A 26,259-nucleotide genomic window follows, 5' to 3' on the forward strand; every position below is an offset into this window, starting at 1 on the left:
TACTTAACATTATAGACTGCCGGACGTCCTACAACATTCTTAAATTTGTGCGTTCAACAATGCAGTAATGCAGATTCAATTTCTATATGAATAAAATACTTTTTATACTTTCCATACTTTCTTCCGGAGCTTTATTCTCACAGTCTGATCTACAAAAAAACCTTGAACTAACATTTGCTACTTACAATGTAAGTATGGAATCTGAGAATTATTTTCCAAGAGGTACAAAAGGAAATTCAGAGCAGATATTGATCAATGAGCTTAGTTCAGGAAATAATCTTCAAATCAGGAATATCGCCCAGATTATTCAGACCGTAAGACCGGATGTTATTCTACTCAACGAGTTTGACTACATTAAAAACCCTGAACTTGGTGTAAAGATGTTTATTAAAAATTATTTAAAAGTGAGCCAAGGAGGCGCAACGACCATTGATTACCCTTACTACTATTACTCAACCGTGAATACTGGTCAGCCAAGTCCTTACGATTTAAATAATGACGGGAAGTCTGAAAATTTTGGAAGTGATGCCTGGGGATTTGGTATGTATCCGGGTCAATATGCGATGATGATCTTGTCAAAATACCCTATTGATGTTCAGGCGGTTCGTACTTTTCAACATTTCAAATGGAAAGATATGCCGGGAGCATTGCTTACCAAAAAGCCGGATGGATCAGATTGGTACAGTAAGGAAGCATGGGCGCAATTTCCATTATCTTCAAAATCTCACTGGGATGTTCCTGTTCATATTGGCAAGAAAACGGTTCATATTTTAGCCAGCCATCCTACACCTGCTTCTTTTGATGGTGCCGAAGATCGTAATGGAAAAAGAAATCATGATGAAATCCGGTTCTGGAATGACTACATTTCCGATAATTCCGCCTCGTATATTTATGATGACAAAGGAGTAAAAGGCGGTTTAGCTGCGAATTCTCAATTTGTTATATTGGGTGATCAAAACGCTTCACCGGTTGAAGGAAGCGCTATTGCAGAAGGTATAAAGTCATTACTTGCCAATCCTAAAATTAACAGCGACCTTACACCTGCCAGTAAAGGTGGTGCTGAATATAGTCCTCAAAATCCTTTCGGAATTAACCATACTGCCTTTTGGCGAATGCGTGCTGATTATGTATTGCCTTCCAAATTGGGGTTTAATGTTATTAACAGCGGTGTATTCTGGCCAGCCAAAGGTGAACCAATGTCAGAATTAGTTGAAAAACGTGAATCAAGTTCAGATCATCGTTTAGTTTGGGTGAAGGTGGTTTTGGAGTAAATAACTCTTTCTTTATATTTTATTGTATTGCAAATTTTAATTCGGCACCAATAAATAATCGGAATTTGTTGTATCGATTTTATCTGAGGATTTAGACATTACATTTTTTAAGCCAACAGATTCTTTTAGATTAGTCTCTCAAACCCCACAGGTTTTAAAAACCAAACGGGTTTAACAACAAAAAACGATAAGAAATCATTTTAATTTTTGTGGCAAAAAAAAATCTTGTTAGATAACTAACAAGATTTTGTGTTTTTATATAAATTAACAATTAACAATTAACAATTAACAATTAACAATTAACAATTAACAATTAACAATTAACAATTAACAATTAACAATTATTCTATTCTACCTTCTCTTCATTGTCTGATAAAAGGCGGTAACAATTGACTGCAAACCTCTCCAAAACCAAGACGTACTTCAGCATTTTCGCAGAAACCTCTAATGATAACCGTATCATTATCTTCGATAAATTTACGCTCGCTTCCATCTTTTAATTTTATCGGATTTTGTCCTCCCCAAGTTAATTCCAGCATAGAACCAAAACTATCAGGAGTAGGACCTGAAATAGTTCCTGAACCCATCATATCGCCAGAATTTACACGGCAACCATTAGAAGTATGATGCGCTAATTGCTGAGCCATTGACCAGTATAAATATTTGAAGTTTGATTTAGAAACAATAGTTTCTTCAGCTTCTTCCGGTTTTATTGAAACTTCTAAATGAATATCAAACGCTTTTTTTCCTTTAGTCTGTAAATAAGGAAGCGGAGACGGATCTTGTTTTGGACCTTTAGTTCTAAAAGGTTCAAGAGCATCCATAGTCACAATCCATGGAGAAATTGAAGTTGCAAAGTTTTTGGCTAAAAATGGTCCAAGCGGCACATATTCCCATTTTTGGATATCGCGCGCGCTCCAGTCATTTAGTAAAACCATTCCAAAAATATAATCTTCGGCTTCATACGTTGGGATATTTTCTCCCATTATATTAACGTCAGTTGTAATAAAAGCCGTTTCTAATTCGAAATCTACTAAACGAGACGGACCAAAAACAGGATATTTTTCCCCGTTTGGTAAAGTTTGCCCCATTGGTCGGTGAACCGGAATTCCGGAAGGAACAATAGTTGAACTTCTTCCGTGATATCCTACTGGTATATGCAACCAGTTTGGTAATAAGGCATTTTCAGGATCACGGAACATTTTCCCCACGTTCGTTGCATGCTCTTTACTTGAGTAAAAGTCAGTATAATCCCCTATTAACACAGGTAATTGCATCTCGACATCGTCAATTTGAAAAATAACAATATCTCGATCTTTTGTTGAATCTCTTAGTTGCGGATTAGTTTCGTCGAATATCTCGGCAATGCGATTTCGAACTAAACGCCATGTTTTTTTCCCATCAGAAATAAAATCATTAAGCGTATCCTGCATGAACATATCATCTGTTAAATCTATTCCTGCAAAATAGTTTAATTGTTGTAAAGCCCCTAAATCAATAGCGTAATCGCCAATTCGTGTTCCTACTGTAACGACATTTTCTTTAGTAAGAAATACACCGAAAGGAATATTTTGAATAGGGAAGTCGCTATTTTCTGGCACTTCTAACCATGATTTTCTTTTGGTATCGTTAGCGGTTATTGGCATGTGAATGTTAATTATTTGTTGAAAAATTCTATGTCAAATATATCATAATCTAACAGTTTGACAAACGTTTTTTTGTATTTTTGCAGGAAATTAACGAAAAACGAAAAAATGCAACGCGACGAACAAATTTTTGACCTTATACTAGAGGAACAAGACAGACAAATTCACGGATTAGAACTTATCGCTTCAGAGAATTTTGTAAGTGATGAAGTAATGGAAGCAGCTGGTTCTGTTTTAACTAACAAATATGCCGAAGGATATCCTGGCAAAAGATACTACGGCGGTTGCGAAGTAGTAGACGTTATTGAACAAATTGCAATTGACAGAGCTAAAGAATTATTTGGTGCTGAATATGCAAACGTACAGCCTCACTCAGGATCTCAGGCAAATACAGCAGTTTACCATGCATGTTTAAATCCTGGCGATACTATTTTAGGTTTTGACTTATCTCACGGTGGTCACTTAACTCACGGATCTCCGGTGAACTTTTCAGGGCGTTTATACAAACCTGTTTTTTACGGTGTAGATGCTGAAACTGGTCGTTTAGATTATGATAAAATTCAGGAAATTGCAACAAAAGAGCAACCAAAATTAATCATCGCAGGAGCTTCGGCTTATTCTCGTGATATGGATTTTGAGCGTTTCAGAGTAATTTCTGATAGCGTAGGAGCAATCTTATTTGCTGATATTTCTCACCCTGCAGGATTAATTGCAAAAGGATTAATGAATGATCCAATTCCACATTGTCATATTGTTTCTACAACAACACACAAAACATTACGCGGACCACGTGGAGGTTTGATCTTAATGGGAAAAGATTTCGAAAACCCACAAGGTTTGAAAACTCCAAAAGGAGAAATCAGAATGATGTCATCTTTATTAGATCTTGCTGTTTTCCCAGGAAATCAAGGCGGACCTTTGATGCATATTATTGCTGCTAAAGCTGTAGCTTTTGGTGAAGCACTAAAAGATGAGTTTTTTACTTATGCAATGCAATTACAAAAAAATGCAAATGCAATGGCAGATGCTTTTGTAAAAAGAGGATACAAAATCATTTCTGGCGGAACTGATAACCACATGATGCTTATTGATTTAAGAAATAAAAATATTTCTGGTAAAGAAGCTGAAAATGCATTAGTAAAAGCAGAAATCACTGTAAATAAAAATATGGTTCCATTTGATGATAAATCACCATTTGTAACTTCAGGAATCCGTGTAGGAACAGCTGCAATCACAACTCGTGGTTTAGTTGAAGAAGATATGGAAACAATCGTTGCCTTAATCGACAGAGTTCTTGCTGATCACACAAACGAAGCAATTATCGAAGAAGTAGCAAACGAAGTAAATGAAATGATGAGCGAAAGACCAATTTTCGTATACTAAAAATTAGTCATAAAGTCTTAAAGTCGAAGGTCGAAAGTATTGGAATGGAATGTAAATTTCTATTTTAGTTTTGATCTTCGACTTTTTTTTGACTTTACAACTTTCGACTTTACAACTTTAAGACTTATAAGAATGGGCGTACTAAGATTACAATTGCCAACAGACCCAAGATGGGTAAATATTGTTGAGAAAAATTTAGAAGAAATCTTAACAGATCACGCTTGGTGCGAGCAAAAAGCAGCAACAAACGCGATAACGATTATCACCAATAACTCAGAACATCAGGATTTGGTCAAAGATTTATTGGCTTTAGCCAAAGAAGAAATCGATCATTTTGAGCAAGTTCACAATATCATCATCAAAAGAGGATTAAAACTAGGCCGCGAACGCAAAGACGATTACGTAAACGAGCTTTATTTATATATGAAGAAAAGCGGAGACGGAAGCAGAGTTTCAGGTTTAGTCGAAAGATTATTATTCTCGGCCATGATCGAAGCCAGAAGCTGCGAACGTTTTAAAGTTTTATCTGAAAACATTCAGGACGAAGAATTGTCTGTTTTCTACAGAGATTTAATGGAAAGCGAAGCCGGACATTATGTAACATTCATCACATACGCCAGAAAATACGGAGTAGGAATTGATGTCGAAAAACGCTGGAGAGAATGGCTTGCCTACGAAGAATCAATCATCACCAACTACGGAAAAGGCGAAACGATTCATGGATAGGTTTTAGTTTTTAGTCTCAGTTTTCAGTGCCAGTTTTCAGTGCCAGTTTTTCAGTCTCGTTTTTACGTATGTCACGTTGAGCGATCCCGATAGCTATCGGGAGAAACGCGCTCCTATTAGAACGTTTTAGTTTTTAATCTGAGTAAAAAATAAAAAATCCGTTTCATCCGCGTTCAAATAAACACAAAGTTTAGCAATCTAAAATCTACATTCTAAAATCTAAAATTCCTATATTTGAAAGTAACGAAAATTTAAAACCATGCGAATAGAAACAGATTTAAAATTAGGGTTTAAGGATGTAATGATTAGACCAAAACGGTCCACACTTAAAAGCCGATCTGAAGTCAATTTAGAACAGAATTTTAAATTTTTGCACAGCACCACAAATTGGACAGGAATTCCAATTATGGCAGCAAATATGGATACAGTCGGGACTTTTGAAATGGCAGAGGTTTTAGCCAAAGAGAAACTTTTTACAGCCATTCATAAACATTATTCATTACAAGAATGGAATAACTTTCTGCAAAAAGTAACACCTGATTTCTACAATCATATCGCTATAAGCACGGGAACCGGAAAAGAAGATTTTGCTAAAATTGGTCAAATTATAACGGCAAATCCATTGCTTAAATTTATTTGTATTGATGTTGCAAACGGATATTCAGAACACTTTGTGCAGTTTTTAAAACAAACCCGAAAACAATATCCTGATAAAATCATTATTGCCGGAAATGTAGTTACCGGCGAAATGGTCGAAGAATTATTATTGGCTGGAGCCGATATCGTAAAAGTCGGAATTGGACCGGGTTCAGTTTGTACAACACGTATAAAAACAGGTGTTGGATATCCGCAGCTTTCGGCAATTATTGAATGTGCTGATGCCGCGCACGGTCTTGGCGGACATATTATAAGCGATGGCGGATGTAAAACTCCGGGAGATGTAGCAAAAGCCTTTGGGGCAGGTTCAGATTTTGTAATGCTGGGCGGAATGCTTGCAGGACATACTGAAAGTGGAGGAGAACTGATTGAAGTGAACGGCGAAAAATTCAAACAATTTTACGGAATGAGTTCTACAACCGCAATGGATAAATATGTTGGCGGAGTGGCAGAATACAGAGCAAGCGAAGGAAAAACAGTTCAGGTTCCGTTTAAAGGAAAAGTGATTAATACAGTTTTGGATATTTTAGGCGGTTTAAGAAGTACTTGTACTTATGTTGGTGCTTCACGTTTAAAAGAATTGACCAAACGAACCACCTTTATAAGAGTAAGTGAACAGGAAAATCAGATTTTTACCAAATAATAAAAAGCATTTTTAAAATATAATATGATTACAATTTCAGAAGCAACAGTAAACGATATAAAACTAATTCAGGAAATAGCACATACAACCTGGCCAATTACTTACGGTGCAATTTTATCAAAAGAACAATTAGATTATATGTTAGATCTTATTTATTCTGATGAAGCTTTAATCAATCAATATCATAAAAACGAACAATTGTTTTATTTGATTTCTGAAGATAATGTTACTTTAGGTTTCATCGGAATTGAGCATAATTATAAAGGAGAAACAGTTACAAGAATTCACAAAATATACCTTTTACCGGAAACACAAGGAAGAGGAATTGGCAAAAAAGTGATAGACGAAATTGAAAAATTTGCTTTAAAAAATAATTCAAAAGCATTATCCCTAAATGTAAATAGATTTAATGCTGCTTTAGGTTTCTACAAAAAAATAGGTTTTGAAGTTGTTGATGAGGTAAATATAAATATTGGGAACGGTTATTTGATGGAAGATTATGTGATGGAAAAGAAATTATAAAGTTTAAATAAAATAGTATTTTACTTGTTAATTTTTAAAACTATCTTTGTCGATATAAGCAATATTAAAAATGACAAAAGTAGTTTTAGGAATAATAGTTAGCATTTTAACGGGAGTCATTTCATCTTACTTGTTTTTAATGTATTTTCTAAATCGAAAAAGAGTTAAAATCGAAATATCATCACACATAAGTAAAGTTACTTTTGAAGGACAGACAAATTATTTTTTTAAATTCATTAATAAAACCAAATCAGAAATATTTGATATTCGGGTTGAACCCACTTTTTATAAACAAGTAGGAGGTGTTGGCGGAATGAATATTCAAGGAAAAGATATAGTCTTAGAAGATAATTTTATATCATATATCCCTTGTAGAAAAAAAAGTGATACAAATAGTCTGCACGCTATGAGAGTAAGAACAACCGAAGATATTGAATCTAATTGGAGTGATAATTCATCATATTTAAGACTTACAGTCATTGCAAAACATTCATTATCCGGATTTACAGATATTTTTGTAAAAGATTTTTACTCTAAAGATGTTATCACAACTAAAAAATTTAAATCAGGTGATGATCTTGGTGTTGCATAACAATTAACACTAATAATTTGCTTACAATATATTATTGTGGTAATATTGTTATATAAGTTAATTTAAAATTATTTATTATGAAAAGAGATGTTATAGTAGGATAATTTCCTAAACGAGAATATATTAATAGCCAGTTTTATACTGGCTTTTTTTATTTTACTAACTCACAATCACATCGTGTTTAAACAGTAAACCTTTCAATTCTTTCAAAGCAAAAACTGCTTTCTTCAATTTAGTTTTTGATGGATCAATCGTATAATTGTAACTCGTTTTAAAGTCGGCTTTGTTGGCGATTGCTTTATCAAATTCAGAACGATATAAGTCACAATTATCAAACAAAACACTTGTAAGATCTGTAGCCATGAAATCAACCGCAATTAAACTGCAATTGGTAAATGTAGTTCCTTTTATCTTCAAGGTATAGAACTTCGAAAAATCCAGAATGCAATCATAAAAATGAACTTCGAAAATAAGTTTATCGCACATCGCAAAATTCACTTCCTTAATTTCACAACGATTAAAAGTAGCTGTTCTAAAAGCTACATAATTGATTTTTGCTTCAGTAAAAATACAGTCATTAAAAATGCAATCAATAAAAGTAACGGCTAAAAAAGTACAGGCAGAAAAATTACAATTACTAAAAGTACAGCATTCAAAATCCTTGAAATTGGCATCATCTGGACCATAAGTAATAGTATCGTATTCTTTATCAAGGAAATATTCTGACGCTTTTTTCAATGTTGTTTTGATGATTATTTGAGACCGAAAAGATAATAATTTGGTCGCATTAATTAGTTACTAAATTGGATTAATTTTATATTTTGAAATAATTCTTTAAAGAAAATTTAAGTAGATTGATCTTTGTTTTTGAAGAAATCTAAGACTCTCGAAATTGGTTTTATGGATATGCTTTTTTTATTCATTTGTAATAAGCGTTTAATTTTAAAACTACACATATTTTGTTTTGTAAAATATTGAAAATAAGGCATATATTTACATAGAGTTGAATGTTATTCATGAATTTAAAACTTTCAAATGATAAGATTTTTAAAAAACAAATACTTTTATTCTTGTAAAATCTTAGGGTTAGTCTTATTTATTTCAGTCAATTCAATAGCTCAGACTCAAAATACTTCTCCTGAAATATGTCCGCCAAGGACGATTTTGGAAATTTTTAAAAAGAAAGATTCTGTATATGTTGTTAAACCCACAAAAAACAATTTTTTTCTGGTCATTCCAGCAATTGGTTCTCAGCCTGCAACAGGATTTTTCTTTGGTGGAGTTGCGCAATATACTTTCAAAGGAAAACAGGAATCGGATAAATATTCTGTGGCAAATTTGGGAATTACCTATACCACAAAAAAGCAATTACTGGTTAATGTCAAGAATAATATTCTACTCAAAAACAACAAGATTTTTTTAAGTGGCGATTATCGATTGTACATTTTCTCACAGCCCAATTATGGATTAGGAACTAATATTATCCCCAATCATAGCCAAAAAGAAGGTTTTAGCATTGATTCCATCGCGGAACCTATGGATTACGATTATTTCAAGTTTCACCAAACAGTGTCTTTTGAAGTGTATAAAAATTTTTATGTTGGCGGAGGAATAAATCTCGATTGGTATTCCAGTATAAAAGACAAAAATTTAGATGTCGAAAACGGAAAATATACGTACCATTATAATTATAGCCAAAAACATGGATTTAATGGTTTAGAATATTTCTTAAACGGCATAAGCCTAAACTTAGTCTACGATTCCAGAGACAATCAGGTCAATTCAACACGCGGATGGTTTGCTAATATTAACTATCGTTTTAATCCTGTTTTATTTAATAATCAGGATTATAGCAATGTTTTATATGCTGAATATCGCCATTTCATACCTGTTTCCAGTAAAGACAAAAGATATATTTTAGCCATCTGGACCTACGGGCAATTTGTAACACGAGGAAAAGTTCCCTATTTAAATTTACCCGCAATAGGTTGGGATCAGCGCAGTCGAAGCGGAGAAGGATATACTCAAGGATTATTTAGAGGAAACGGATTAATTTACCTTTCGACAGAATTTAGATTTCCCATTACCTGCGATCAAATGATAAGCGGAACCGTTTTTACCAATTTTGTAACTGCAAGTAATGTCGACAATAAAATACCACTTTTTAATTCAGTTCAGCCCGCCGCAGGAATTGGTTTGCGAATTTTAATCGACAAAAAAACGCGTACCAATTTAATTGTTGATTATGCATGGGGAAATAATTCAAAAGGATTTTATCTGAATGCCGGAGAATCATTTTAGAATTTTTAAGAAAAAATAACACATCAAATCAAAAAAGTAAAAGCATTCATTATCGTGAGTGCTTTTTTTTGTAGTTACTAAAAGCTATTGTTCATAATTAAATCATAATTTATAACTATTGTGATTTATATTTTTAAACTCAATCCTTATTTTTGTTATACATACATTAATCAAAATGAAATTACTTATAGTCGAAGACGAACCAAATCTTTTATCCATTTTACGTAAAGGATTTGCCGAAAATAATAACGAAGTTAGTGTCGCCATGGACGGTACAACAGCGCTTGAAATGCTTCATAACTATAATTTTGATGTTGTGATTTTAGATGTTATGTTGCCGGATATTAACGGAATCGAAATTTGCAGACGTTTACGTGCCAGTAAAAATTTTATTCCTGTTTTGCTTTTAACAGCCCTTGGAACTTCAGAAAATATCGTAACCGGACTCAACGCAGGTGCCGATGATTATCTCGTTAAACCATTTAAATTTGGAGAACTTGATGCCAGAGTAAACGCTTTGCATAGAAGAGCACATCAGGAAACCGAAAAAATTGACACCATAATAGTTGGCGATTTAGAGATAAATGCACGCGCTAAATCAGTAAAAAGAGACGGTGAATCCATAATTTTAACCGCAAAGGAATTTAAATTACTGTATTATTTAGCTAAAAATAGCGGAAGAATTGTTTCCAGAGATCAAATTTTAGACAATGTCTGGGACATTAATTTTGATATGAATACCAATGTTGTGGATGTTTATATCACGTATTTAAGAAAAAAAATAGATAAACCTTTTGATACCAAACTCATTCATACCATGAAAGGTTTAGGTTATGTTATAAAGCCATAAAATGGATATAAGAAAAAAAATTACTTTTACTTATGTAGCACTTTCCACCCTTAGTACTTTACTATTGTGTATTGTTGTTTTTGTTTTGTTTAGGGAAAATAACCGATATCACTTCTTAAAACGACTTGAAGACAGAGCTAAAATTGTGGCTTCGATTCATTTTCAAAATGATCCTGAAAAGAGTAGATATTATAGTGAATTAAAAAAGAACGGGCTTGAAGAACTTATCGAAGAAGAAGAATTTGTTCTAAAAATAAACAGCGCTAATAGTTTTGATTATAATACTAAATTAAATTTACCAAACGAGTTTTATACCAATGTTTTAACAACCGGAGAAGATTATTTTGAAGTAAACAGCAAGTATTATTTAGGACAGGTTTTCAAAGAAAATAATCAAAAATACATTGTAATTGTTGGCGCAAGAGATCGAAGAGGAAAAACGACGACTATTTTTATCGCAAAAATATTGATTTTTGGAGGTTTCGGATTCATACTTTTAGCCTTCTTTTTAGGACGCTTTCTGGCGAAACGCGTCATTAATCCGGTTGCAAGAATTACTAAAGAAGTAAATAGAATTAGTGCTTCAAACCTTCATAACAGATTACCGGAAGTTAAAAACTCAGATGAAATTTCGGATCTTACTGAAACTTTCAATGATATGCTGGATCGTTTAGAAACCTCTTTTGAAATTCAGGCAAATTTTATAAATAATGCTTCTCATGAGTTAAAAACGCCAATTACAACCATTATTGCCGAGTCTGAAATTATGCTTCTTAAAGAAAGGGATGTTGCAGAATATGTCGAATCTTTAGGGAATATATACAATCAGGCTTCGAAATTAGGAAACCTGACCGAAAGCTTATTAAAACTCACGCAAACGGGTTACGATGGCAAAAAACAAGTACTGGATATTGCCAGAATCGATGAATTATTAATGGATGTTAAATCAGATCTTGATAAAATTTATCCGGACAATCGTGTGAGCATGAAATTTAATTTTGCTCCCAAAGATTCTAATTTGCTATTAATTCCGTGTAATAAACCACTTTTGGAGCTTGCTATTAACAATATTGTTACAAACGGAGTAAAATATTCAGATAATAATGAAGTTTTTGTAACGCTTTCTGCCAATCAGGAATCGATTAAAATTGCGATTAATGATATTGGTATAGGAATTCCACCCGAAGATATTCCGCATTTGTATGAACCATTTTTTAGAGGGAAAATTGCCACTAAGTATATAGGTTATGGTTTAGGACTTCCTTTGGCTTCAAAAATTATTCGCATGCACGATGGCGAAATACAAGTACAATCAGAGCAAAACAAAGGAACAATTGTAACCATTGTTTTCAATAAATCAAAAATCAAGAAAAACAACATTAAAAAATCTAATGTTGAATCTTAGAAAATTCTAATTTTAAATTAAGACCCTTCTAATTTTGCAGGACTTATTTTGTATGTATAAACTAAACGATTATACATATGAAAAATTTCCTAATACCTACGACTTTAAAAGATGATACTATTTGTGCTGTAAAGTCAGCAGTGGATCAGGCAAAATCATCAGGATGTGAAATCATTTTAATGATGGTTTCAGATGCTCCGGATACTTTTTCATCATCAGGATATTTGCGCGAAATGCGTACCGGACTTACTCCAAGTCAGGAAGAAGTACTTGAAACTTGTCGCTACATTATAGATCATACACCAAACTGCAAAATAAAAGTTCACAACCAGTACGGACTTTCGTCTCCTATATTTAAACGAATTATTGATGTTTTCTCAGTAAAACTAATTGTTTTAACGAACTCTTATAAGCAAGAAACAAAACGAATTCACCAATATTTGATACAATTGGCAGCCAATCAAAAATGTCCAATTTTACATTTAGGAACAGAGAAATACAAGGAAGATTTCAATAAAGCACTTTACATTGAGAACGCACGTGCCAATATGCATGTTAAGGATGTTCAGCAATTTTTGAATGCGAATTTCTCATTTGAGATTGTAAGTCAGACCTCTAATTTTGATGATAACTACGAAAAATTCGCCCCTTATTTATCAGAAGCGATTTCAAAATACGATATCGATTTGTTAGTTGAAACTCGTAAAGGAGAAAAAATCAAATTCAAGAAAACTAAAAAAGAAAATGTAAACGACAAACTAGGACTTCCGGTTTTGTCTTTATATGAAGAATTGGCATAAGCCCGAATTACTTCCAAAAAAAATATAATTTTTAATTAAAAACCGAAAATATGTTATTAAAGAAAAGAATACCAATGAAGTACGTTCTCGGGAAAATTAAAGTAGAACTATGTCTCGTATTGGCTTACACCATATTATTTGAAATATTGCATAACTATTTCATCAATCTGCCAGTAGATATCCCAATTGCAATTCCTACAATGATTGGAACAATTATATCCTTATTGTTAGCTTTTAAATCAAATCAGGCTTACGACAGATGGTGGGAAGCACGAATTGTTTGGGGGGCAATTGTTAATGATTCCAGAACATTAATTCGTCAGGTTTTGACGTTTTATAAAGATCCTGATTTTTCTGTAGAAGCAAATGAATTTAAAGAAAATTTTGCGAAAAGACAAATTGCGTGGTGTTATAGTTTAGGACAATCCTTAAGAAATAAAGATGCCTTAAAACCGCTTGAAGGTTTGATTAGCGAAGAAGAAATGCGTTTTGTAAAAAATCATCAAAACATTCCAAATGCGATTTTGCTTTTGCATGCAAGAGATCTTAGAAATGCGAAAAATGACAAACGTATTAATATGTATCAGCAAGTTGAAATTGACAATACATTATCAAGATTGTGTGATGAAATGGGTAAATGTGAAAGAATTAAAAATACTATTTTCCCAACAACATACAGCATGTATATCAGAATGACCTTGTGTTTGTTTATTATATTATTGCCTTTTGGATTAATTAGTGTTTTAAGCTGGTTTGCAATTCCGTTAATTACCGCAATTGCCGGAGCTTTCTTTCTAATCGAAAAAATGGCAATTCATTTACAGGATCCGTTCGAAAACAGACCTACAGATACGCCTGTAACCACAATTGCCAATACAATTGAAAAAAATATAACACAAATGTTAAACGAATATCAAAGCGAATTTGATATCATCAATGAATTTCATCTTCATCCTGAAGTTAAAAAAGTAGAAAAAAATAATGCTTATTATGTTTTATAATTAAATTGATTTTGGTTTCAATTTGTTAGCCGGACAACGTGTATAAAAACTGTTGTCTGGCTTTTTTTATGCTAATCTGCAAATTATTTTAACACATAGAAACATAGAATTTATCTGCTTAAAAAAAGGCGTTTCACTTGTTTAAATACACATAAGAGGCTGATGTGAAAGAAATGTATTTCTTTTTGTTTACTTTTTTTTAAAACCAAAAAGCTATGTTTCTATGTGTTAAAAAAAATCACATTTAATCAATTGTGATTACCTATGAAGCAATCTTCCTAAAATCTGTATTGATTGTCTCAATTCATTCGTCCACGGTAAACCAAAACTCAATCGCATACAATTTGAAAACTGATCCTGAAAAGAGAAAATCCTGCCAGGCGCAATACTAATTTTATGCTGCATTGCAAGATGATAAAATGCCGCCGTATCAATACTTTTATCCAGTTCGATCCAAAGAAAAAATCCACCTTGCGGCTGACTTACTTTAGTTCCTTTTGGGAAAGATTCCAGAACAGTATTAATGTAATTATTGCAATTATGATTCAAAATCTGTCTTATTTTTCGAAGATGATTCTCATACCGACCATTTTTAAGAAAATCTCCAACAACCTGATGCGTAATAGTAGGCGAGGAGAGCGAGTGATAAATTTTGTTGCGTAAAATCTCTTTTTTAAATTTCCCCGGCGAAACCCAACCCACTCGATATCCCGGAGCCAGAGTTTTAGAGACAGAACTGCAGCACAATACAATTCCGCTTTCGTCATAGGTTTTACAATTTGTAGGTCGGCTGGAGCCAAAGTACAAATCGCCGTGAATATCATCCTCAATCAACGGAATATTATAAAACTCCATTAATTTAACCACTTCTATTTTATGCTCAGCCGGCATCATACTTCCGGACGGATTACTGAAATTACTCATCAGCAAACACAATTTTACTTTTTTAGTCGAAAGTGCTTTTTTTAAGGCATCTAACTCAATTCCCGTAGTCATGTTTGTAGGCAATTCCATGATATACAATCCCAGCGATTTAGCTAATTGCAAAATTCCAAAGTACGCAGGACTTTCAGTAATAATAGTATCTCCTGGTTTCGTCAGCGTCATTAAACAATGCGATATCGCACTTGTACAACCCGGCGTTGTAATAATATCTTCTTCTGTTAAAGATCCGCCCCATGTAAAAGACCATCTTGCAATTTCCCTTCTTAAATTTGGATTTCCTTTTACCTGTTCGTAACTCGTTCCGCTATTTGGCAATTCTCGCATCGCCTGAATCATTCCCTTGTTTAATTTCGCAATCGGCAAAAGCTCATTTGAAGGAAAACCCAACGAAAGCATTGTGATATTTTTATCCGTCATATTACCATAAACCTGATCGATTAAATCTTCACGATCAACATTTACGCATTTTAAAATAGGACTGCTTGGCGAAGGTTCTGTAATAATTCGTGCCGATGTATTACTCACATAATAACCGGATTGTGGACGCGATTCAATTAACGATCTGCTTTCGACTTCATAATATGCTTTACTTACCGTACTCATGCTGTAGCCGGTTTCAGCACAGACTTCACGGATTGAAGGCAGCTTATCTCCAACATTTAAAACGCCTGATTTTATCTGTTTTTCGATTCTGTCAGCAAATTGCACATACAAGTAATTGGAATTTTTCATAAAAAAAAACTGTTATGGTGCAATTTACAAAAACTGTATCTGTATTGCTGTTTTATTTTTTAGAAATTTGCTTTAATAAGAAAACTAAACAAAAACCAAGATTTGTGAAAACAACAAAATACTACTTAGCCGCAATAACCTGCTTTATAATCTGGGGATTTTTTAGTTTGGTTTTAAAACCAATACACGAATATCCGTCTCTTGATATTTTATTCTATCGCGTTTTTAGCTGTAGTATTTTAATGTTGATTATTGCTTTTACTTTCAAAAGAAAAAGAATAAAAGAAGCAATAGAAACCTTTAAATCGATGTCAGCTTTTGAGAAACGCAAAACAGTTTTATTGAACATTGGCGGAAGCGTTTTTTTAATGGCAAACTGGTTTACATTTATCTATGTAATGAATCATGTTAGTGTAAAAGCGACTTCATTAGCCTATTTGGTTTGTCCAATTTTAACCACATTGCTGGCGTATTTTATATTGCATGAAAAACTCAGCAAAACCCAATGGATGGCAGTAGGATTAAGCATTTCCGGTTGTGTACTTTTATCATATGCCAATATAATGGATATGTTTTTCAGTATTATTATCGGTTTCACTTACGCTTCTTATTTAGTAAGCCAGCGTGTCAATAAAGGGTTTGACAAATTCATAATCCTGACATTTCATATTACATTGGCAGCATTATTTTTAGTGCCTATTTATCCCGCATATAGCGGACCAGTTCCAACAGAATTTAAGTTTTATTTCTGTATAGAAACCATCGCGATTTTGTTCACTATTTTTCCGTTGTTCCTTAATTTGTATGCCCTTTCCGGTATTAATTCATCAACAGTAGGAATGCTTTTAAACATAAACCCAATGATTGCTTTTCTGTTGGCAATTTTCGTTTATCACGAACCAATTGGCGACATACAAGTTATAGCCTATTGCATTGTTTTTCTTGCAGTATTAGTTTTTAATTCACATCATATTTTTGCCATAAAGCAAAGATTTACCACAATATCCAAAGATTCGAAGTAACGTTAGGTTATTATATTTTTTATTGGTTTAAAATGTTAATTACCAGAATCTTTACAGGATATTTAAACAGGAATGATTATTTTTTCGTTCCTGTTTTTTTTTGCCACGAATTGCACGAATAAACACGAATTTTTATTCTGTTTGGGTAACAAAATAATTCTTGAATTAGTCCCGAAAAAACTTAAAATTTTTATAGATCTGGCAGATAAAAAATTCGAGAAAATTCGTGTAATTCGTGGCAAACTTTTTTACTCTCAACAACTTTAATTAAAATTACCAGAATCTTAACAGCGTATTAAAGCAGGAATGAGTATTTTCATTCCTGATTTTTTATGCAATAAAGTGTAGAAAAATACTTGTCACACAAAGCAATTAAAAAATCATTTTAATCTGTGAATCCCGATAGCTATTGGGAGTGGCAAAAAACAATACAAACAGAACTATATTTATATGAAAAATACCAAACTTCAAGCCTTTATTCCGTTATTTTATTTAGTGTGGTCTGATGATTTGCTGACTCAGAAAGAGTTTACAACCATTCAGACATTTATCAATGATTTGACATGGCTTTCGCCCGAAGAAAAACAACAACTTGTTTCAAGATTAGACATTTCAAATCCGCCTTCGCGAAATGAACTCGCACAATGGAAATCAGATATTGAAAACAGCATTCAAAATAAAGAAGACATAAAATCAATATTTGATATTGCCGTAGCACTTTCTGAAAAAGATCTCGATATTTCGAAATTAGAATCTGATTTTATAAAATTAGAAAATGACCTTGGGATTTTAGGCGAAGAAGCACTTCAGAATTTCAAAACCAAAGCCCATTCTTTTACAGCAAATTCACAAACCAACAGTGATTTTGATATTCAGAAGATAACGGACATTTTAAATGGAAAAGAAGCAGCGATAATCAACAAAGTAAAATCGGTGATTTCAAGACCTGAATTTGCTTATGAAACTTCAACAGATATTAATGTATATCGTCAAACCGTTTACAATTGGTGTAAAATTCTCGCAGACGAAAATCTGGGCAATATGGCATATCCGGCACGACATGGCGGAGGAGAAAACATAGCCGATTATTTTGCTATTATGGAAACCTTGAGTTACCACGATTTGAGTTTAGTGATAAAATTTGGCGTTCAGTTTGGACTTTGGGGAATGAGCGTTCAATCTTTAGGAACCGAAAAACATTATGCCAAATACCTAAAAGATATTGGAAGTCTAAAAATTCCGGGTTGTTTTGCAATGACCGAAACACATCACGGTTCAAACGTAAAAGGACTGGAAACTACAGCAACTTATAATCATAACGATCAAACGTTTACGATTCATACGCCCAATAAAAATGCGCAGAAAGAATATATTGGGAACGCTGCAGTTCACGGACAAATGGCGACCGTTTTTGCCAAATTAATTATCGACGGGCACGATTATGGCGTAAATGCATTTGTTGTTCCGTTACGAGATACAAAAGGAAATACGTTAAACGGAATCACAATTGGTGATTGCGGACATAAAATGGGATTAAACGGCGTAGATAACGGAACAATTAGTTTTGATAATGTCGTAATTCCGAAAGAAAATATGCTGGATCGTTTTGCTTCGGTAAATGATAAAGGCGAATTTGAAAGCCCGATTCCGAGTGATAACCGACGCTTCTTTACCATGTTAGGTACTTTGGTTGGAGGACGAATCGGGATTCCGCGTTCGGCTTTGGCTGCAGCCAAATCAGGATTGACAATTGCCATTCGATACAGCGATCAACGTAGACAATTTGGACCAGAGGGAGGATCAGAAGTTCCGATTTTAAATTACAGAATGCATCAACGCAGATTATTTCCTCCGTTGGCTAAAACCTACGCCGTACATTTTGCCCTGCAATATCTTACGAAACGTTTCCTGAATAAAACCGAACCGGAAATGCAGGAAATTGAAGCGCTCGCTGCCGGAATGAAATCGTATTCAACCTGGTCAACAAGAGATATTTTGCAGGAATGCAGAGAGGCAATAGGAGGGAAAGGATATTTATCTGAAAACCGAATCGATGCCTTAAAAAATGATACCGAAATTTACACCACTTTTGAAGGGGATAATACCGTTTTGATGCAATTAGTAGCTAAAAATAGATTGTCTGAATTCAGAAAAGCGTTTGGAGAAATGGGAGCTGCAGGCATTATCAATTATGTTTATGAAAATGCAAAAACAGCCATTACAGAAAAAAATCCTATTGCAACCCGCAAAACAGATGATGAACATTTATTAGACGAAGAGTTTCATCTACAGGCTTTTATTCATAGAGAAAAAACAATTCTGGCTTCTGCCGCACGACGAATTAAAAAATTAGTCGACGGTGGTTTAGAACCTTACGATGCTTTTAATGTCGTGCAACACCAAATGATCGATGTCGCTCAGGCGTATTTAGAAAGAGTGGTTTTAGAACAATTTCAATTAGCAATAAAAGAAGTCGAAGATCAAAAATCAAAAGAAATTTTGACAAAACTAAATCATTTATATGCTCTTTCACAAATAGAAAAAAACAAAGCGTGGTATCTTGAAGATGGTTATATGGAAGCCGTAAAAACAAAAGCAATCCGTAAAATGGTCAATCAGCTTTGTTGGGATATTCGTCCCGATGCAGTTTCATTAGTGAACGCTTTTGATATTCCGGAAAGTTGTTTGGCGGCGCCAATTGCTGTTAAGTAAGATTTTTTAGAAGAAAGAGAATAGAAGCAAGAGAATAGAGTGAAGAGAATAGAAGCAAGAGAATAGAGGCAAGAGAATAGAAGCAAGAGAATAGAGTCAAAAGAATAGAGTCAAGAGAATAGAAGCAAGAGAATAGATTTTACCAGAGCTTTGTCAAAGTTTTAAAACTTTGACAAAGCTTTTTTTTTGGTAAAATTGAGTCTGCACATTTTTGTCAAAATAAAAATCTGCTCAATCTGCAAAATCTGCGAGAAAAAAAACTGAACAACCCAATTTATACTACAACAAAAACTAGTTAGTCATAAAATTATTTATATCAATTAATCAATCAAGCAATACTAAATCATAGATTTATTAAAATAATTCGATTTCTCGAAATCCATTATATTGATTGAAATCACTGGAACTTCCGGTAGAATATCATTTAGTTTAGAAACAATTGCTTTTGATAATTTCGCTTTTTCATCTGCATTTCGACCTTCCATGATATATCCAAACACATGAATAAAATCATCTAAGGAATTTCCGTTATTATAGTACGAAAAAGGATTGATACGAACTTTAATTTCAGACGCAATAAAAAGATCCGTTGATAATGCCGAATTAAAAACTTCCTGCATGATATCGTCCGCAGATTTTAACCGAATCACATTTTCTGAACAATCTATAATAAAATGAGGCATTTGTGTTTAGTTTTTTTTAATTAGAAATTTAATGTATTCAAATTTACATAAAACATTCGAGTGTGAATATCTCTTTACCTATATGAATTAATGTAAAATGAAATGACTTTTATACACAATCAAACTATGTTTCTATGTGTTAAAGAATTTTCCGCGAAGTTTTTCATATAATTTTCCTGTTACGAAATTCAAAATCTGCGACCTATAAATAATTCACATTTGTATTCACACTTTCTTATATTTGTGGGTCTCATTATATTTTAATTGTTTTGAAAAAATTTCTTTCGTTTATTCTGTTTGTTCTTTTAAGTATTCCTGTTTATTCATCGGATAGCACAGATACTATTTTGGCAAAATTAAACGATGCTCTTAAAAATAAAGCACATTATGTTCGCCTTAAAGAAGAACGTATTGCGAACTTCAAAAAAATAAAATCCGAAGATTTAACGAAAGAACAAGAGTACAATTACAACAAAACCTTATATACAGAATACCAGAAATTCAACTCAGATTCGGCTATTTTTTATGTAAAAAAGAATCTGAAAATTGCGAATGAACTTCAGAATCAGGAATTACTCAATCTGGCAAATTTGCAATTGGTAACACTTTATTCCTCTTCGGGAAAATATCGTGAATCTGAAGCAATTTTAAAAAATATTAATAAAAATACATTATCAAGATCTTTGCTTCAAACGTATTATATCGCGTATCGTGAATTTTTTGAACACTATGCTGCAAATAGTTATGATATAAAATACATTCAGCAAATACGCCAATATCGCGATTCGTTAGTTACAGTTTTAGAACCCAATACGCTGAATTATCAAATTACTAAGATTCAGCAAGTAATGGCCAAGAAAAATTTTGCTCTTGCCGAAAAACAATTACTGCAATTATTTAGTACAATAAAAGAAGATAATCCGCAATATGCCATGATTACCTATCTTTTAGGAAGTATTTATGAAGCGAAACATCAATTAGAATTAAGAAAGAAATACTACGCACTTTCAGCAACTTCAGATATTAGAAATGCCAATAAAGACAATGCTTCGCTGCAGGAATTGGCATTGGTTTTTTATCAGGTTGGAGATGTTGATATGGCGTATAAATTAACGCAATCGGCTATTGAAGATGCACTTTATTGCAATGTTCAGTTTCGCACCTTATTAATGTCAGAAGTGTATTCGATCATCAATACCGTTTATTTAGAAAGAGAAGCAAAACGAAAAACCGACTTGCAATTGTATCTTTTATGCATCAGTTTATTATCGGCATTTTTAATAGTAGCCGTAATTTATGTCTACAAGCAAATGAAAAAAGTGTCCAGAATTCGTGGAGAACTTTATGAAACCAGCCAGAAATTAGCCGAATTAAACAAAGACATTACAGAAACTAATAATCAGCTTCAGGAACGTAACGCGCAATTATCAGAATCAAATCATATTAAGGAGGAATATATTGCGCACTTTTTCAGCCTTTGTTCTACTTACATCAATAAGCTCGAAAATTACCGTATTATTTTAAACAAAAAAGCCACTGCAAAACAGTTTGATGAGATTTACAAAATGCTAAAATCGACTACTTTGGTTGATAATGAACTGGAGGAATTATACAAAAACTTTGATATTATCTTTCTGAATTTATATCCCACTTTCGTGAAAGATTTCAACGCACTTTTAATTAAGGAAGAACAAATCATTTTAAAACAAGGAGAACTTCTTAACACAGAACTTAGAATTTTTGCTTTGATTCGGTTGGGAATTACCGACAGTGTAAAAATTGCAGCTTTTCTGAGATACTCTTTAAGCACCATTTATAATTACAGAACCAGAGCCCGAAATAAAGCTGCAGTTTCCCGAAATGATTTTGAAGAAATGGTCATTAAAATTGGCTTAATTTCATTAAAAGTCTAATTTTTTATTTTAAAATCACTACTTTTTTTGGTCTATATTTTTTATTAAATAATTGATAATCAAATATTTGATTTTTTATTTCACTACTTTTTTTCGTTTAAAAATCCAAGACGAACTATAACGTTTTAGCTTTACAATATTATTAAAAGGTATTTATCACTTTATAGTGCCTTTTAGATTGTACCTTAAATGCTTTAATAAATTAATAGTTATGTTTAAAAACGTTAAAACAATTGTTGTTTTACTTTTGTTGAGCTCTATCGGTGTGACTGCACAGAATAAAGTTCCGGTTTATCTAGATGATAAAAAGCCAATTACTGAGCGTGTAGAAGATGCGCTTAAGAGAATGACAACAGGGGAAAAAATTGCCATGATTCATGCGCAATCAAAATTTAGTTCGCCGGGAGTAAAACGTTTAGGAATTCCGGAAAACTGGATGACTGACGGACCTCACGGAATTCGTACCGAAGTTTTATGGGACGAATGGGATCAGGCAGGCTGGACAAATGATTCTTGTATTGCATTTCCGGCTTTGACCGCACTTTCTGCAACCTGGAACAAAGAGTTATCTTCTTTATACGGAAAATCTATTGGAGAAGAAGCACGTTACCGTAACAAAAATGTATTATTAGGACCCGGAGTTAACATTTACAGAACACCTTTAAACGGTCGTAACTTCGAATATATGGGAGAAGATCCTTTTTTGACTTCAAAAATGGTGGTTCCTTATATTAAAGGGGTGCAATTAAACGGAGTTGCTGCTTGTGTAAAACATTTTGCTTTAAACAATCAGGAAACAAACCGTAACTCTGTAAACGTAATTGTGGATGATCGTGCACTTTATGAAATTTATTTACCGGCTTTTAAAGCTGCAGTTCAGGAAGGTGATGCATGGGCAATTATGGGTTCATACAATAAATATAAAGGACAGCAATGTTGCCACAACGAATTTTTACTAAACGATATTCTTCGTGGAGAATGGGGTTTTAAAGGAGTTGTAGTTTCAGATTGGGGAGGAGTTAACGATACAAAACAAGCCATTCATAATGGTTTAGATATGGAGTTTGGTTCTTGGACCAATGGGCTTTCATGGGGAACAAGTAATGCTTATGATAATTACTTTTTAGCCAAACCATACTCTGAAATGATCAGAAAAGGTGAAATTGGAACTAAAGAATTAGATGAAAAAGTACGCCGTATTTTGCGTTTATCATTCTTAACAACAATGGATAAAAACAGACCTTTTGGATCTTTTGGAACAGAAGAGCACGCTCAGGCAGGTTTAAAAATTGCAGAGGAAGGAATCGTATTGCTTCAAAACAACAATAATATTTTACCAATTAATCTTTCTAAAACAAAGAAAATCGCGGTTATTGGTGAAAATGCAATCAAAATGATGACTGTAGGAGGAGGAAGTTCTTCTCTTAAAGCAAGATATGAAATCACCCCACTTGAAGGATTAAAGAAAAAAATAGGAACTCAGGCTGAAATCGTTTATGCACGTGGTTATGTTGGAGATCCAACAAGTAATTATAACGGAGTAATTGCAAAAGTAAGTTTAGAAGAGAAACGTTCTCCTGCTGAATTGACTGCCGAAGCTTTGAAAATTGCGAAAGATGCTGACATCGTTATTTTTATTGGAGGTTTGAATAAAAGTGAAAATCAGGATGATGAAGGACATGATCGTAAGGAATTAGGTTTGCCATACGGACAGGATAAATTAATAAGTGAATTAGTTAAAGTAAATAAAAATGTAGTTTTTGTAAATATCTCAGGAAATGCTGTGGCAATGCCGTGGGTAAAAGAAGTTCCTGGAATTTTACAAGGTTGGTTTTTAGGTACAGAAGCAGGAAATGCTTTGGCAAATGTTTTAGTTGGAGATGTAAATCCTTCAGGAAAATTAACTTTTACTTTCCCTGTAAAATTATCTGATAACGGCGCTCATGCTTTAGGGGAATTTCCAGGTGGAGAAGATGTTACTTACAAAGAAAGTATTTTTGTAGGATACCGTTGGGCAGACAAACAAAAAGCAAAACCATTATTCTCTTTCGGTCACGGTTTAAGTTACACGACTTTTGAATACGGAAAAGTAACGGCAGATAAAAAACAAATGTCAGCTGCAGATCAGATTACATTTACAGTAAAAGTGAAAAACACAGGATCAAGAGAAGGATCAGAAATTGTTCAGCTTTATATCAGCGATTTAAAATCTTCATTACCACGTCCGATTAAGGAATTAAAAGGATTCGAGAAAATTTCGCTTAAAGCGGGAGAAGAAAAAACAGTGACTTTTACAGTAGACAAAACTGCATTAAGCTTTTTTGATGACAAAAAACACGACTGGGTTGCTGAACCGGGAGCTTTTGAAGCAATCGTAGGAGCATCATCTACAAATATAAAATCTAAAGTGGGATTCTCACTTCAATAATTTCATTATTTCTAAATTGGTTGGTTGTAAAGCTGCAAGTGTAAAAAGTTGCAGCTTTGCTTTTTGAGGAAAGTTAAAATGAAAGATGTTAGAATTTTGTATTTTATAAATAAAAATAAGAACATGAAAAAAATTGTACTTAGCGCTATAGTTTTATTTTTAGCGCAAAATCTTTTGGCGCAAAGCCTGAATAAAATGCAATGGTTTAATGAACCTGAAAAATGGGAAATTAAAGACAATGCCTTGATTATGAATGTTACGGCAAATAGTGATTACTGGCGTATTTCACATTACGGATTCACAGTGGATGATGCGCCGTTTTATTATGCAACTTACGGAGGTGAATTTGAAGCAAAAGTAAAACTAACCGGAAACTATATCGCCCGTTTTGACCAGATGGGATTAATGCTTCGAATTGACGAGAAAAACTACATCAAAACCGGAGTGGAGTTTGTCGACGGAAAATTCAATATCAGCACCGTTGTAACGCACGACAAAAGCGATTGGAGTGTTACAACTTTAGAAAAAGCACCGCCATTTATATGGATCAAAGTCGTGAGACGATTAGATGCTGTTGAAGTATTTTATTCTTTTGATGACAAAAATTACATCATGACCAGAAATGCACCATTACAAGACAATACGCCAGTTATGGTAGGTTTAATGGCTGCATCACCGGACGGAAAAGGTTTTGAAGCTAAATTTGAAAATTTCAAAGTAACCCACTTACCGGATCAACGCAGATTAGAATGGCTTAAAAAACACGAGAATTAATTTTTAATTATAAATTATTGATTGTTAATTATTAATGAAAAACCATCAAATGACAATTCAGTAATTAATAACTAATAAACGACAACTAACCATTAATAACTAACCATTAACAATCAACAATTAATATGATTGATATTAAACCAAAAAAACATTATGAAATACTGGACGGCTTACGTGGAGTTGCCGCGATTTTAGTAGTTATATTTCACATTTTCGAAGCCCATAATGGCGGAAGCCGTTTTAATCAGATTATCAATCACGGTTATCTTGCGGTTGATTTCTTTTTTCTTTTATCAGGATTTGTTGTGGCTTATGCTTATGATGATCGCTGGGGAAAAATGACCCAATGGGAGTTTTACAAACGCAGATTGATTCGGTTACAGCCCATGGTAATTATGGGAATGATCGTAGGAGCAATATTTTACTATTTTCAGGCTTCGGGTATTTTCCCGATGATTGCAGGAATGCCAGTCTGGAAAGTAATTGTAACAATGGTTATCGGGTTTACATTATTGCCAGTTCCGCCATCGCTGGAAATTAGAGGCTGGGGCGAAATGCATCCGCTTAACGGACCTGCATGGTCACTTTTCTTCGAATATATTGCCAATATTTTATACGCCTTATTCTTTCGTAAATTCTCTAATAAAGTTTTAGGTGTCTTTGTTTTTATATTCGCCGCATTGCTGATTAATTACACGGTTTATGGGCCAAAAGGCGACGTTATTGGCGGTTGGTCTTTAAATCTGGAACAATTAAATGTTGGATTTACCAGATTATTATATCCGTTTTTTGCCGGAGTTTTACTTTCAAGATTAGGAAAATTAATTCATATAAAAGGAGCATTCTGGATTTGCAGTTTGCTAATTCTGGTTCTTTTTTCAATACCAAGAATTGGCGACGAAAGCACTTTATGGATGAATGGTTTATATGAATCAGTTGTTATCATTATTTTCTTTCCGTTAATCGTTGCAATTGGAGCCGGAGGAGAAATAAAAAATGCACTTTCAATCAAAATATGCAAAGCTTTAGGAGATATTTCATACCCAATTTATATCACACATTATCCGTTGATTTATTGGTATACCGCTTGGGTAATTGATAATAAAGTTTCTTTAAAAGATGGTTATCTGGTAGGAATTGGAGTTTTAATTTCAAGTATTACAATAGCTTTTTTATGTTTGAAATTCTATGATGAACCTGTACGCAATTGGTTGTTGAAAAGGAGCAAAAGGGGATAGGTTCAAAGGAGCAAA

The 26,259-nt window shown here is 33.4% G+C and carries 21 protein-coding genes; 17 read left to right on the forward strand and 4 right to left on the reverse strand.

Going from position 1 to position 26,259, the window contains the following annotated elements; all coding sequences use genetic code 11:
• The first annotated feature begins 86 nt into the window (after positions 1–86).
• On the forward strand, positions 87–1,271 hold the full coding sequence (locus tag KHA90_RS13595; RefSeq protein ID WP_213301038.1) for an endonuclease/exonuclease/phosphatase family protein: 1,185 nt from the start codon (positions 87–89) through the stop codon (positions 1,269–1,271).
• Between the two features lie 362 nt (positions 1,272–1,633).
• On the opposite strand, the gene fahA is transcribed toward KHA90_RS13595, so the two are convergent.
• Positions 1,634–2,917 (reverse strand): fumarylacetoacetase, encoded by a 1,284-nt coding sequence (gene fahA, locus KHA90_RS13600; RefSeq protein ID WP_213301041.1) that lies wholly within the window; start codon positions 2,915–2,917, stop codon positions 1,634–1,636.
• Between the two features lie 108 nt (positions 2,918–3,025).
• Between fahA and glyA the strand changes: the two genes are divergently transcribed.
• From glyA to KHA90_RS13625, 5 genes are all read left to right on the forward strand, one after another.
• On the forward strand, positions 3,026–4,300 hold the full coding sequence (gene glyA, locus KHA90_RS13605; RefSeq protein ID WP_213301044.1) for a serine hydroxymethyltransferase: 1,275 nt from the start codon (positions 3,026–3,028) through the stop codon (positions 4,298–4,300).
• A 132-nt stretch (positions 4,301–4,432) separates the two neighbouring features.
• A complete protein-coding gene (gene miaE, locus KHA90_RS13610; protein WP_213301047.1) occupies positions 4,433–5,026 on the forward strand; it encodes a tRNA-(ms[2]io[6]A)-hydroxylase in 594 nt (197 codons plus the stop codon).
• Positions 5,027–5,285: 259 nt separating this feature from the next.
• Entirely contained in the window at positions 5,286–6,326 is a 1,041-nt protein-coding gene (locus tag KHA90_RS13615) for a GMP reductase (RefSeq protein WP_213301050.1), read from the forward strand.
• 24 nt (positions 6,327–6,350) lie between these two features.
• Positions 6,351–6,848 (forward strand): GNAT family N-acetyltransferase, encoded by a 498-nt coding sequence (locus KHA90_RS13620; protein WP_213301053.1) that lies wholly within the window; start codon positions 6,351–6,353, stop codon positions 6,846–6,848.
• Positions 6,849–6,918: 70 nt separating this feature from the next.
• Positions 6,919–7,440 carry a hypothetical protein gene (locus KHA90_RS13625; protein ID WP_213301056.1) on the forward strand — a complete coding sequence of 174 codons (522 nt, stop codon included), beginning with the start codon at positions 6,919–6,921 and terminating at the stop codon, positions 7,438–7,440.
• Between the two features lie 159 nt (positions 7,441–7,599).
• Here KHA90_RS13625 and KHA90_RS13630 read toward each other — a convergent pair whose 3' ends face one another.
• Positions 7,600–8,178: a pentapeptide repeat-containing protein gene (locus tag KHA90_RS13630; protein WP_213301058.1), complete on the reverse strand. Its 579-nt coding sequence runs from the start codon at positions 8,176–8,178 to the stop codon at positions 7,600–7,602.
• A gap of 297 nt (positions 8,179–8,475) precedes the next feature.
• Between KHA90_RS13630 and KHA90_RS13635 the strand changes: the two genes are divergently transcribed.
• The 5 genes from KHA90_RS13635 (at position 8,476) to KHA90_RS13655 (ending at position 13,797) form a co-directional block, all read left to right on the forward strand.
• Complete coding sequence (locus KHA90_RS13635; RefSeq protein ID WP_213301078.1) at positions 8,476–9,741, forward strand: BamA/TamA family outer membrane protein; 1,266 nt, start codon at positions 8,476–8,478, stop codon at positions 9,739–9,741.
• Between the two features lie 175 nt (positions 9,742–9,916).
• The gene (locus KHA90_RS13640) at positions 9,917–10,591 is read left to right on the forward strand and encodes a response regulator transcription factor (protein ID WP_213301082.1); all 675 of its coding nucleotides are present in this window, start codon (positions 9,917–9,919) and stop codon (positions 10,589–10,591) included.
• Between the two features lies 1 nt (position 10,592).
• Entirely contained in the window at positions 10,593–11,996 is a 1,404-nt protein-coding gene (locus KHA90_RS13645) for a sensor histidine kinase (RefSeq protein WP_213301085.1), read from the forward strand.
• Between the two features lie 77 nt (positions 11,997–12,073).
• Positions 12,074–12,796, forward strand: a complete 723-nt coding sequence (locus KHA90_RS13650) for an adenine nucleotide alpha hydrolase family protein (RefSeq protein WP_213301088.1) — start codon at positions 12,074–12,076, stop codon at positions 12,794–12,796.
• Between the two features lie 50 nt (positions 12,797–12,846).
• Positions 12,847–13,797 carry a bestrophin family protein gene (locus KHA90_RS13655; RefSeq protein ID WP_213301091.1) on the forward strand — a complete coding sequence of 317 codons (951 nt, stop codon included), beginning with the start codon at positions 12,847–12,849 and terminating at the stop codon, positions 13,795–13,797.
• Positions 13,798–14,055: 258 nt separating this feature from the next.
• On the opposite strand, the gene KHA90_RS13660 is transcribed toward KHA90_RS13655, so the two are convergent.
• Complete coding sequence (locus KHA90_RS13660; RefSeq protein ID WP_213301094.1) at positions 14,056–15,474, reverse strand: aminotransferase-like domain-containing protein; 1,419 nt, start codon at positions 15,472–15,474, stop codon at positions 14,056–14,058.
• Between the two features lie 104 nt (positions 15,475–15,578).
• Here KHA90_RS13660 and KHA90_RS13665 point away from each other — a divergent pair, with 104 nt between their 5' ends.
• Both KHA90_RS13665 and KHA90_RS13670 read left to right on the forward strand, forming a co-directional pair.
• Positions 15,579–16,496 (forward strand): EamA family transporter, encoded by a 918-nt coding sequence (locus KHA90_RS13665; RefSeq protein WP_213301096.1) that lies wholly within the window; start codon positions 15,579–15,581, stop codon positions 16,494–16,496.
• Between the two features lie 450 nt (positions 16,497–16,946).
• Positions 16,947–19,208 (forward strand): acyl-CoA dehydrogenase family protein, encoded by a 2,262-nt coding sequence (locus KHA90_RS13670; RefSeq protein WP_213301099.1) that lies wholly within the window; start codon positions 16,947–16,949, stop codon positions 19,206–19,208.
• Positions 19,209–19,546: 338 nt separating this feature from the next.
• On the opposite strand, the gene KHA90_RS13675 is transcribed toward KHA90_RS13670, so the two are convergent.
• Positions 19,547–19,891: a 5-carboxymethyl-2-hydroxymuconate Delta-isomerase gene (locus KHA90_RS13675; RefSeq protein ID WP_213301101.1), complete on the reverse strand. Its 345-nt coding sequence runs from the start codon at positions 19,889–19,891 to the stop codon at positions 19,547–19,549.
• Positions 19,892–20,160: 269 nt separating this feature from the next.
• On the opposite strand from KHA90_RS13675, the gene KHA90_RS13680 reads away from it, so the two are divergent.
• The 4 genes from KHA90_RS13680 (at position 20,161) to KHA90_RS13695 (ending at position 26,244) form a co-directional block, all read left to right on the forward strand.
• Positions 20,161–21,804 carry a DUF6377 domain-containing protein gene (locus KHA90_RS13680; protein ID WP_213301103.1) on the forward strand — a complete coding sequence of 548 codons (1,644 nt, stop codon included), beginning with the start codon at positions 20,161–20,163 and terminating at the stop codon, positions 21,802–21,804.
• Between the two features lie 211 nt (positions 21,805–22,015).
• Positions 22,016–24,232 (forward strand): glycoside hydrolase family 3 C-terminal domain-containing protein, encoded by a 2,217-nt coding sequence (locus KHA90_RS13685; protein ID WP_213301105.1) that lies wholly within the window; start codon positions 22,016–22,018, stop codon positions 24,230–24,232.
• Between the two features lie 123 nt (positions 24,233–24,355).
• Complete coding sequence (locus KHA90_RS13690; RefSeq protein ID WP_213301110.1) at positions 24,356–25,006, forward strand: DUF1349 domain-containing protein; 651 nt, start codon at positions 24,356–24,358, stop codon at positions 25,004–25,006.
• A 125-nt stretch (positions 25,007–25,131) separates the two neighbouring features.
• Positions 25,132–26,244, forward strand: a complete 1,113-nt coding sequence (locus KHA90_RS13695) for an acyltransferase family protein (protein WP_213301113.1) — start codon at positions 25,132–25,134, stop codon at positions 26,242–26,244.
• Positions 26,245–26,259: the final 15 nt, after the last annotated feature.

This window comes from Flavobacterium psychroterrae (assembly GCF_018380615.1).
Lineage (GTDB): Bacteria > Bacteroidota > Bacteroidia > Flavobacteriales > Flavobacteriaceae > Flavobacterium > Flavobacterium psychroterrae.

Excerpts from the sequence above, each read along its gene's own strand:
- KHA90_RS13595 (WP_213301038.1), top strand. The coding sequence starts at position 87 with ATGAATAAAATACTTTTTATACTTTCCATACTTTCTTCCGGAGCTTTA.
- fahA (WP_213301041.1), bottom strand. The coding sequence starts at position 2,917 with ATGCCAATAACCGCTAACGATACCAAAAGAAAATCATGGTTAGAAGTG.
- glyA (WP_213301044.1), top strand. The coding sequence starts at position 3,026 with ATGCAACGCGACGAACAAATTTTTGACCTTATACTAGAGGAACAAGAC.
- miaE (WP_213301047.1), top strand. The coding sequence starts at position 4,433 with ATGGGCGTACTAAGATTACAATTGCCAACAGACCCAAGATGGGTAAAT.
- KHA90_RS13615 (WP_213301050.1), top strand. The coding sequence starts at position 5,286 with ATGCGAATAGAAACAGATTTAAAATTAGGGTTTAAGGATGTAATGATT.
- KHA90_RS13620 (WP_213301053.1), top strand. The coding sequence starts at position 6,351 with ATGATTACAATTTCAGAAGCAACAGTAAACGATATAAAACTAATTCAG.
- KHA90_RS13625 (WP_213301056.1), top strand. The coding sequence starts at position 6,919 with ATGACAAAAGTAGTTTTAGGAATAATAGTTAGCATTTTAACGGGAGTC.
- KHA90_RS13635 (WP_213301078.1), top strand. The coding sequence starts at position 8,476 with ATGATAAGATTTTTAAAAAACAAATACTTTTATTCTTGTAAAATCTTA.
- KHA90_RS13640 (WP_213301082.1), top strand. The coding sequence starts at position 9,917 with ATGAAATTACTTATAGTCGAAGACGAACCAAATCTTTTATCCATTTTA.
- KHA90_RS13645 (WP_213301085.1), top strand. The coding sequence starts at position 10,593 with ATGGATATAAGAAAAAAAATTACTTTTACTTATGTAGCACTTTCCACC.
- KHA90_RS13650 (WP_213301088.1), top strand. The coding sequence starts at position 12,074 with ATGAAAAATTTCCTAATACCTACGACTTTAAAAGATGATACTATTTGT.
- KHA90_RS13655 (WP_213301091.1), top strand. The coding sequence starts at position 12,847 with ATGTTATTAAAGAAAAGAATACCAATGAAGTACGTTCTCGGGAAAATT.
- KHA90_RS13660 (WP_213301094.1), bottom strand. The coding sequence starts at position 15,474 with ATGAAAAATTCCAATTACTTGTATGTGCAATTTGCTGACAGAATCGAA.
- KHA90_RS13670 (WP_213301099.1), top strand. The coding sequence starts at position 16,947 with ATGAAAAATACCAAACTTCAAGCCTTTATTCCGTTATTTTATTTAGTG.
- KHA90_RS13675 (WP_213301101.1), bottom strand. The coding sequence starts at position 19,891 with ATGCCTCATTTTATTATAGATTGTTCAGAAAATGTGATTCGGTTAAAA.
- KHA90_RS13685 (WP_213301105.1), top strand. The coding sequence starts at position 22,016 with ATGTTTAAAAACGTTAAAACAATTGTTGTTTTACTTTTGTTGAGCTCT.
- KHA90_RS13690 (WP_213301110.1), top strand. The coding sequence starts at position 24,356 with ATGAAAAAAATTGTACTTAGCGCTATAGTTTTATTTTTAGCGCAAAAT.
- KHA90_RS13695 (WP_213301113.1), top strand. The coding sequence starts at position 25,132 with ATGATTGATATTAAACCAAAAAAACATTATGAAATACTGGACGGCTTA.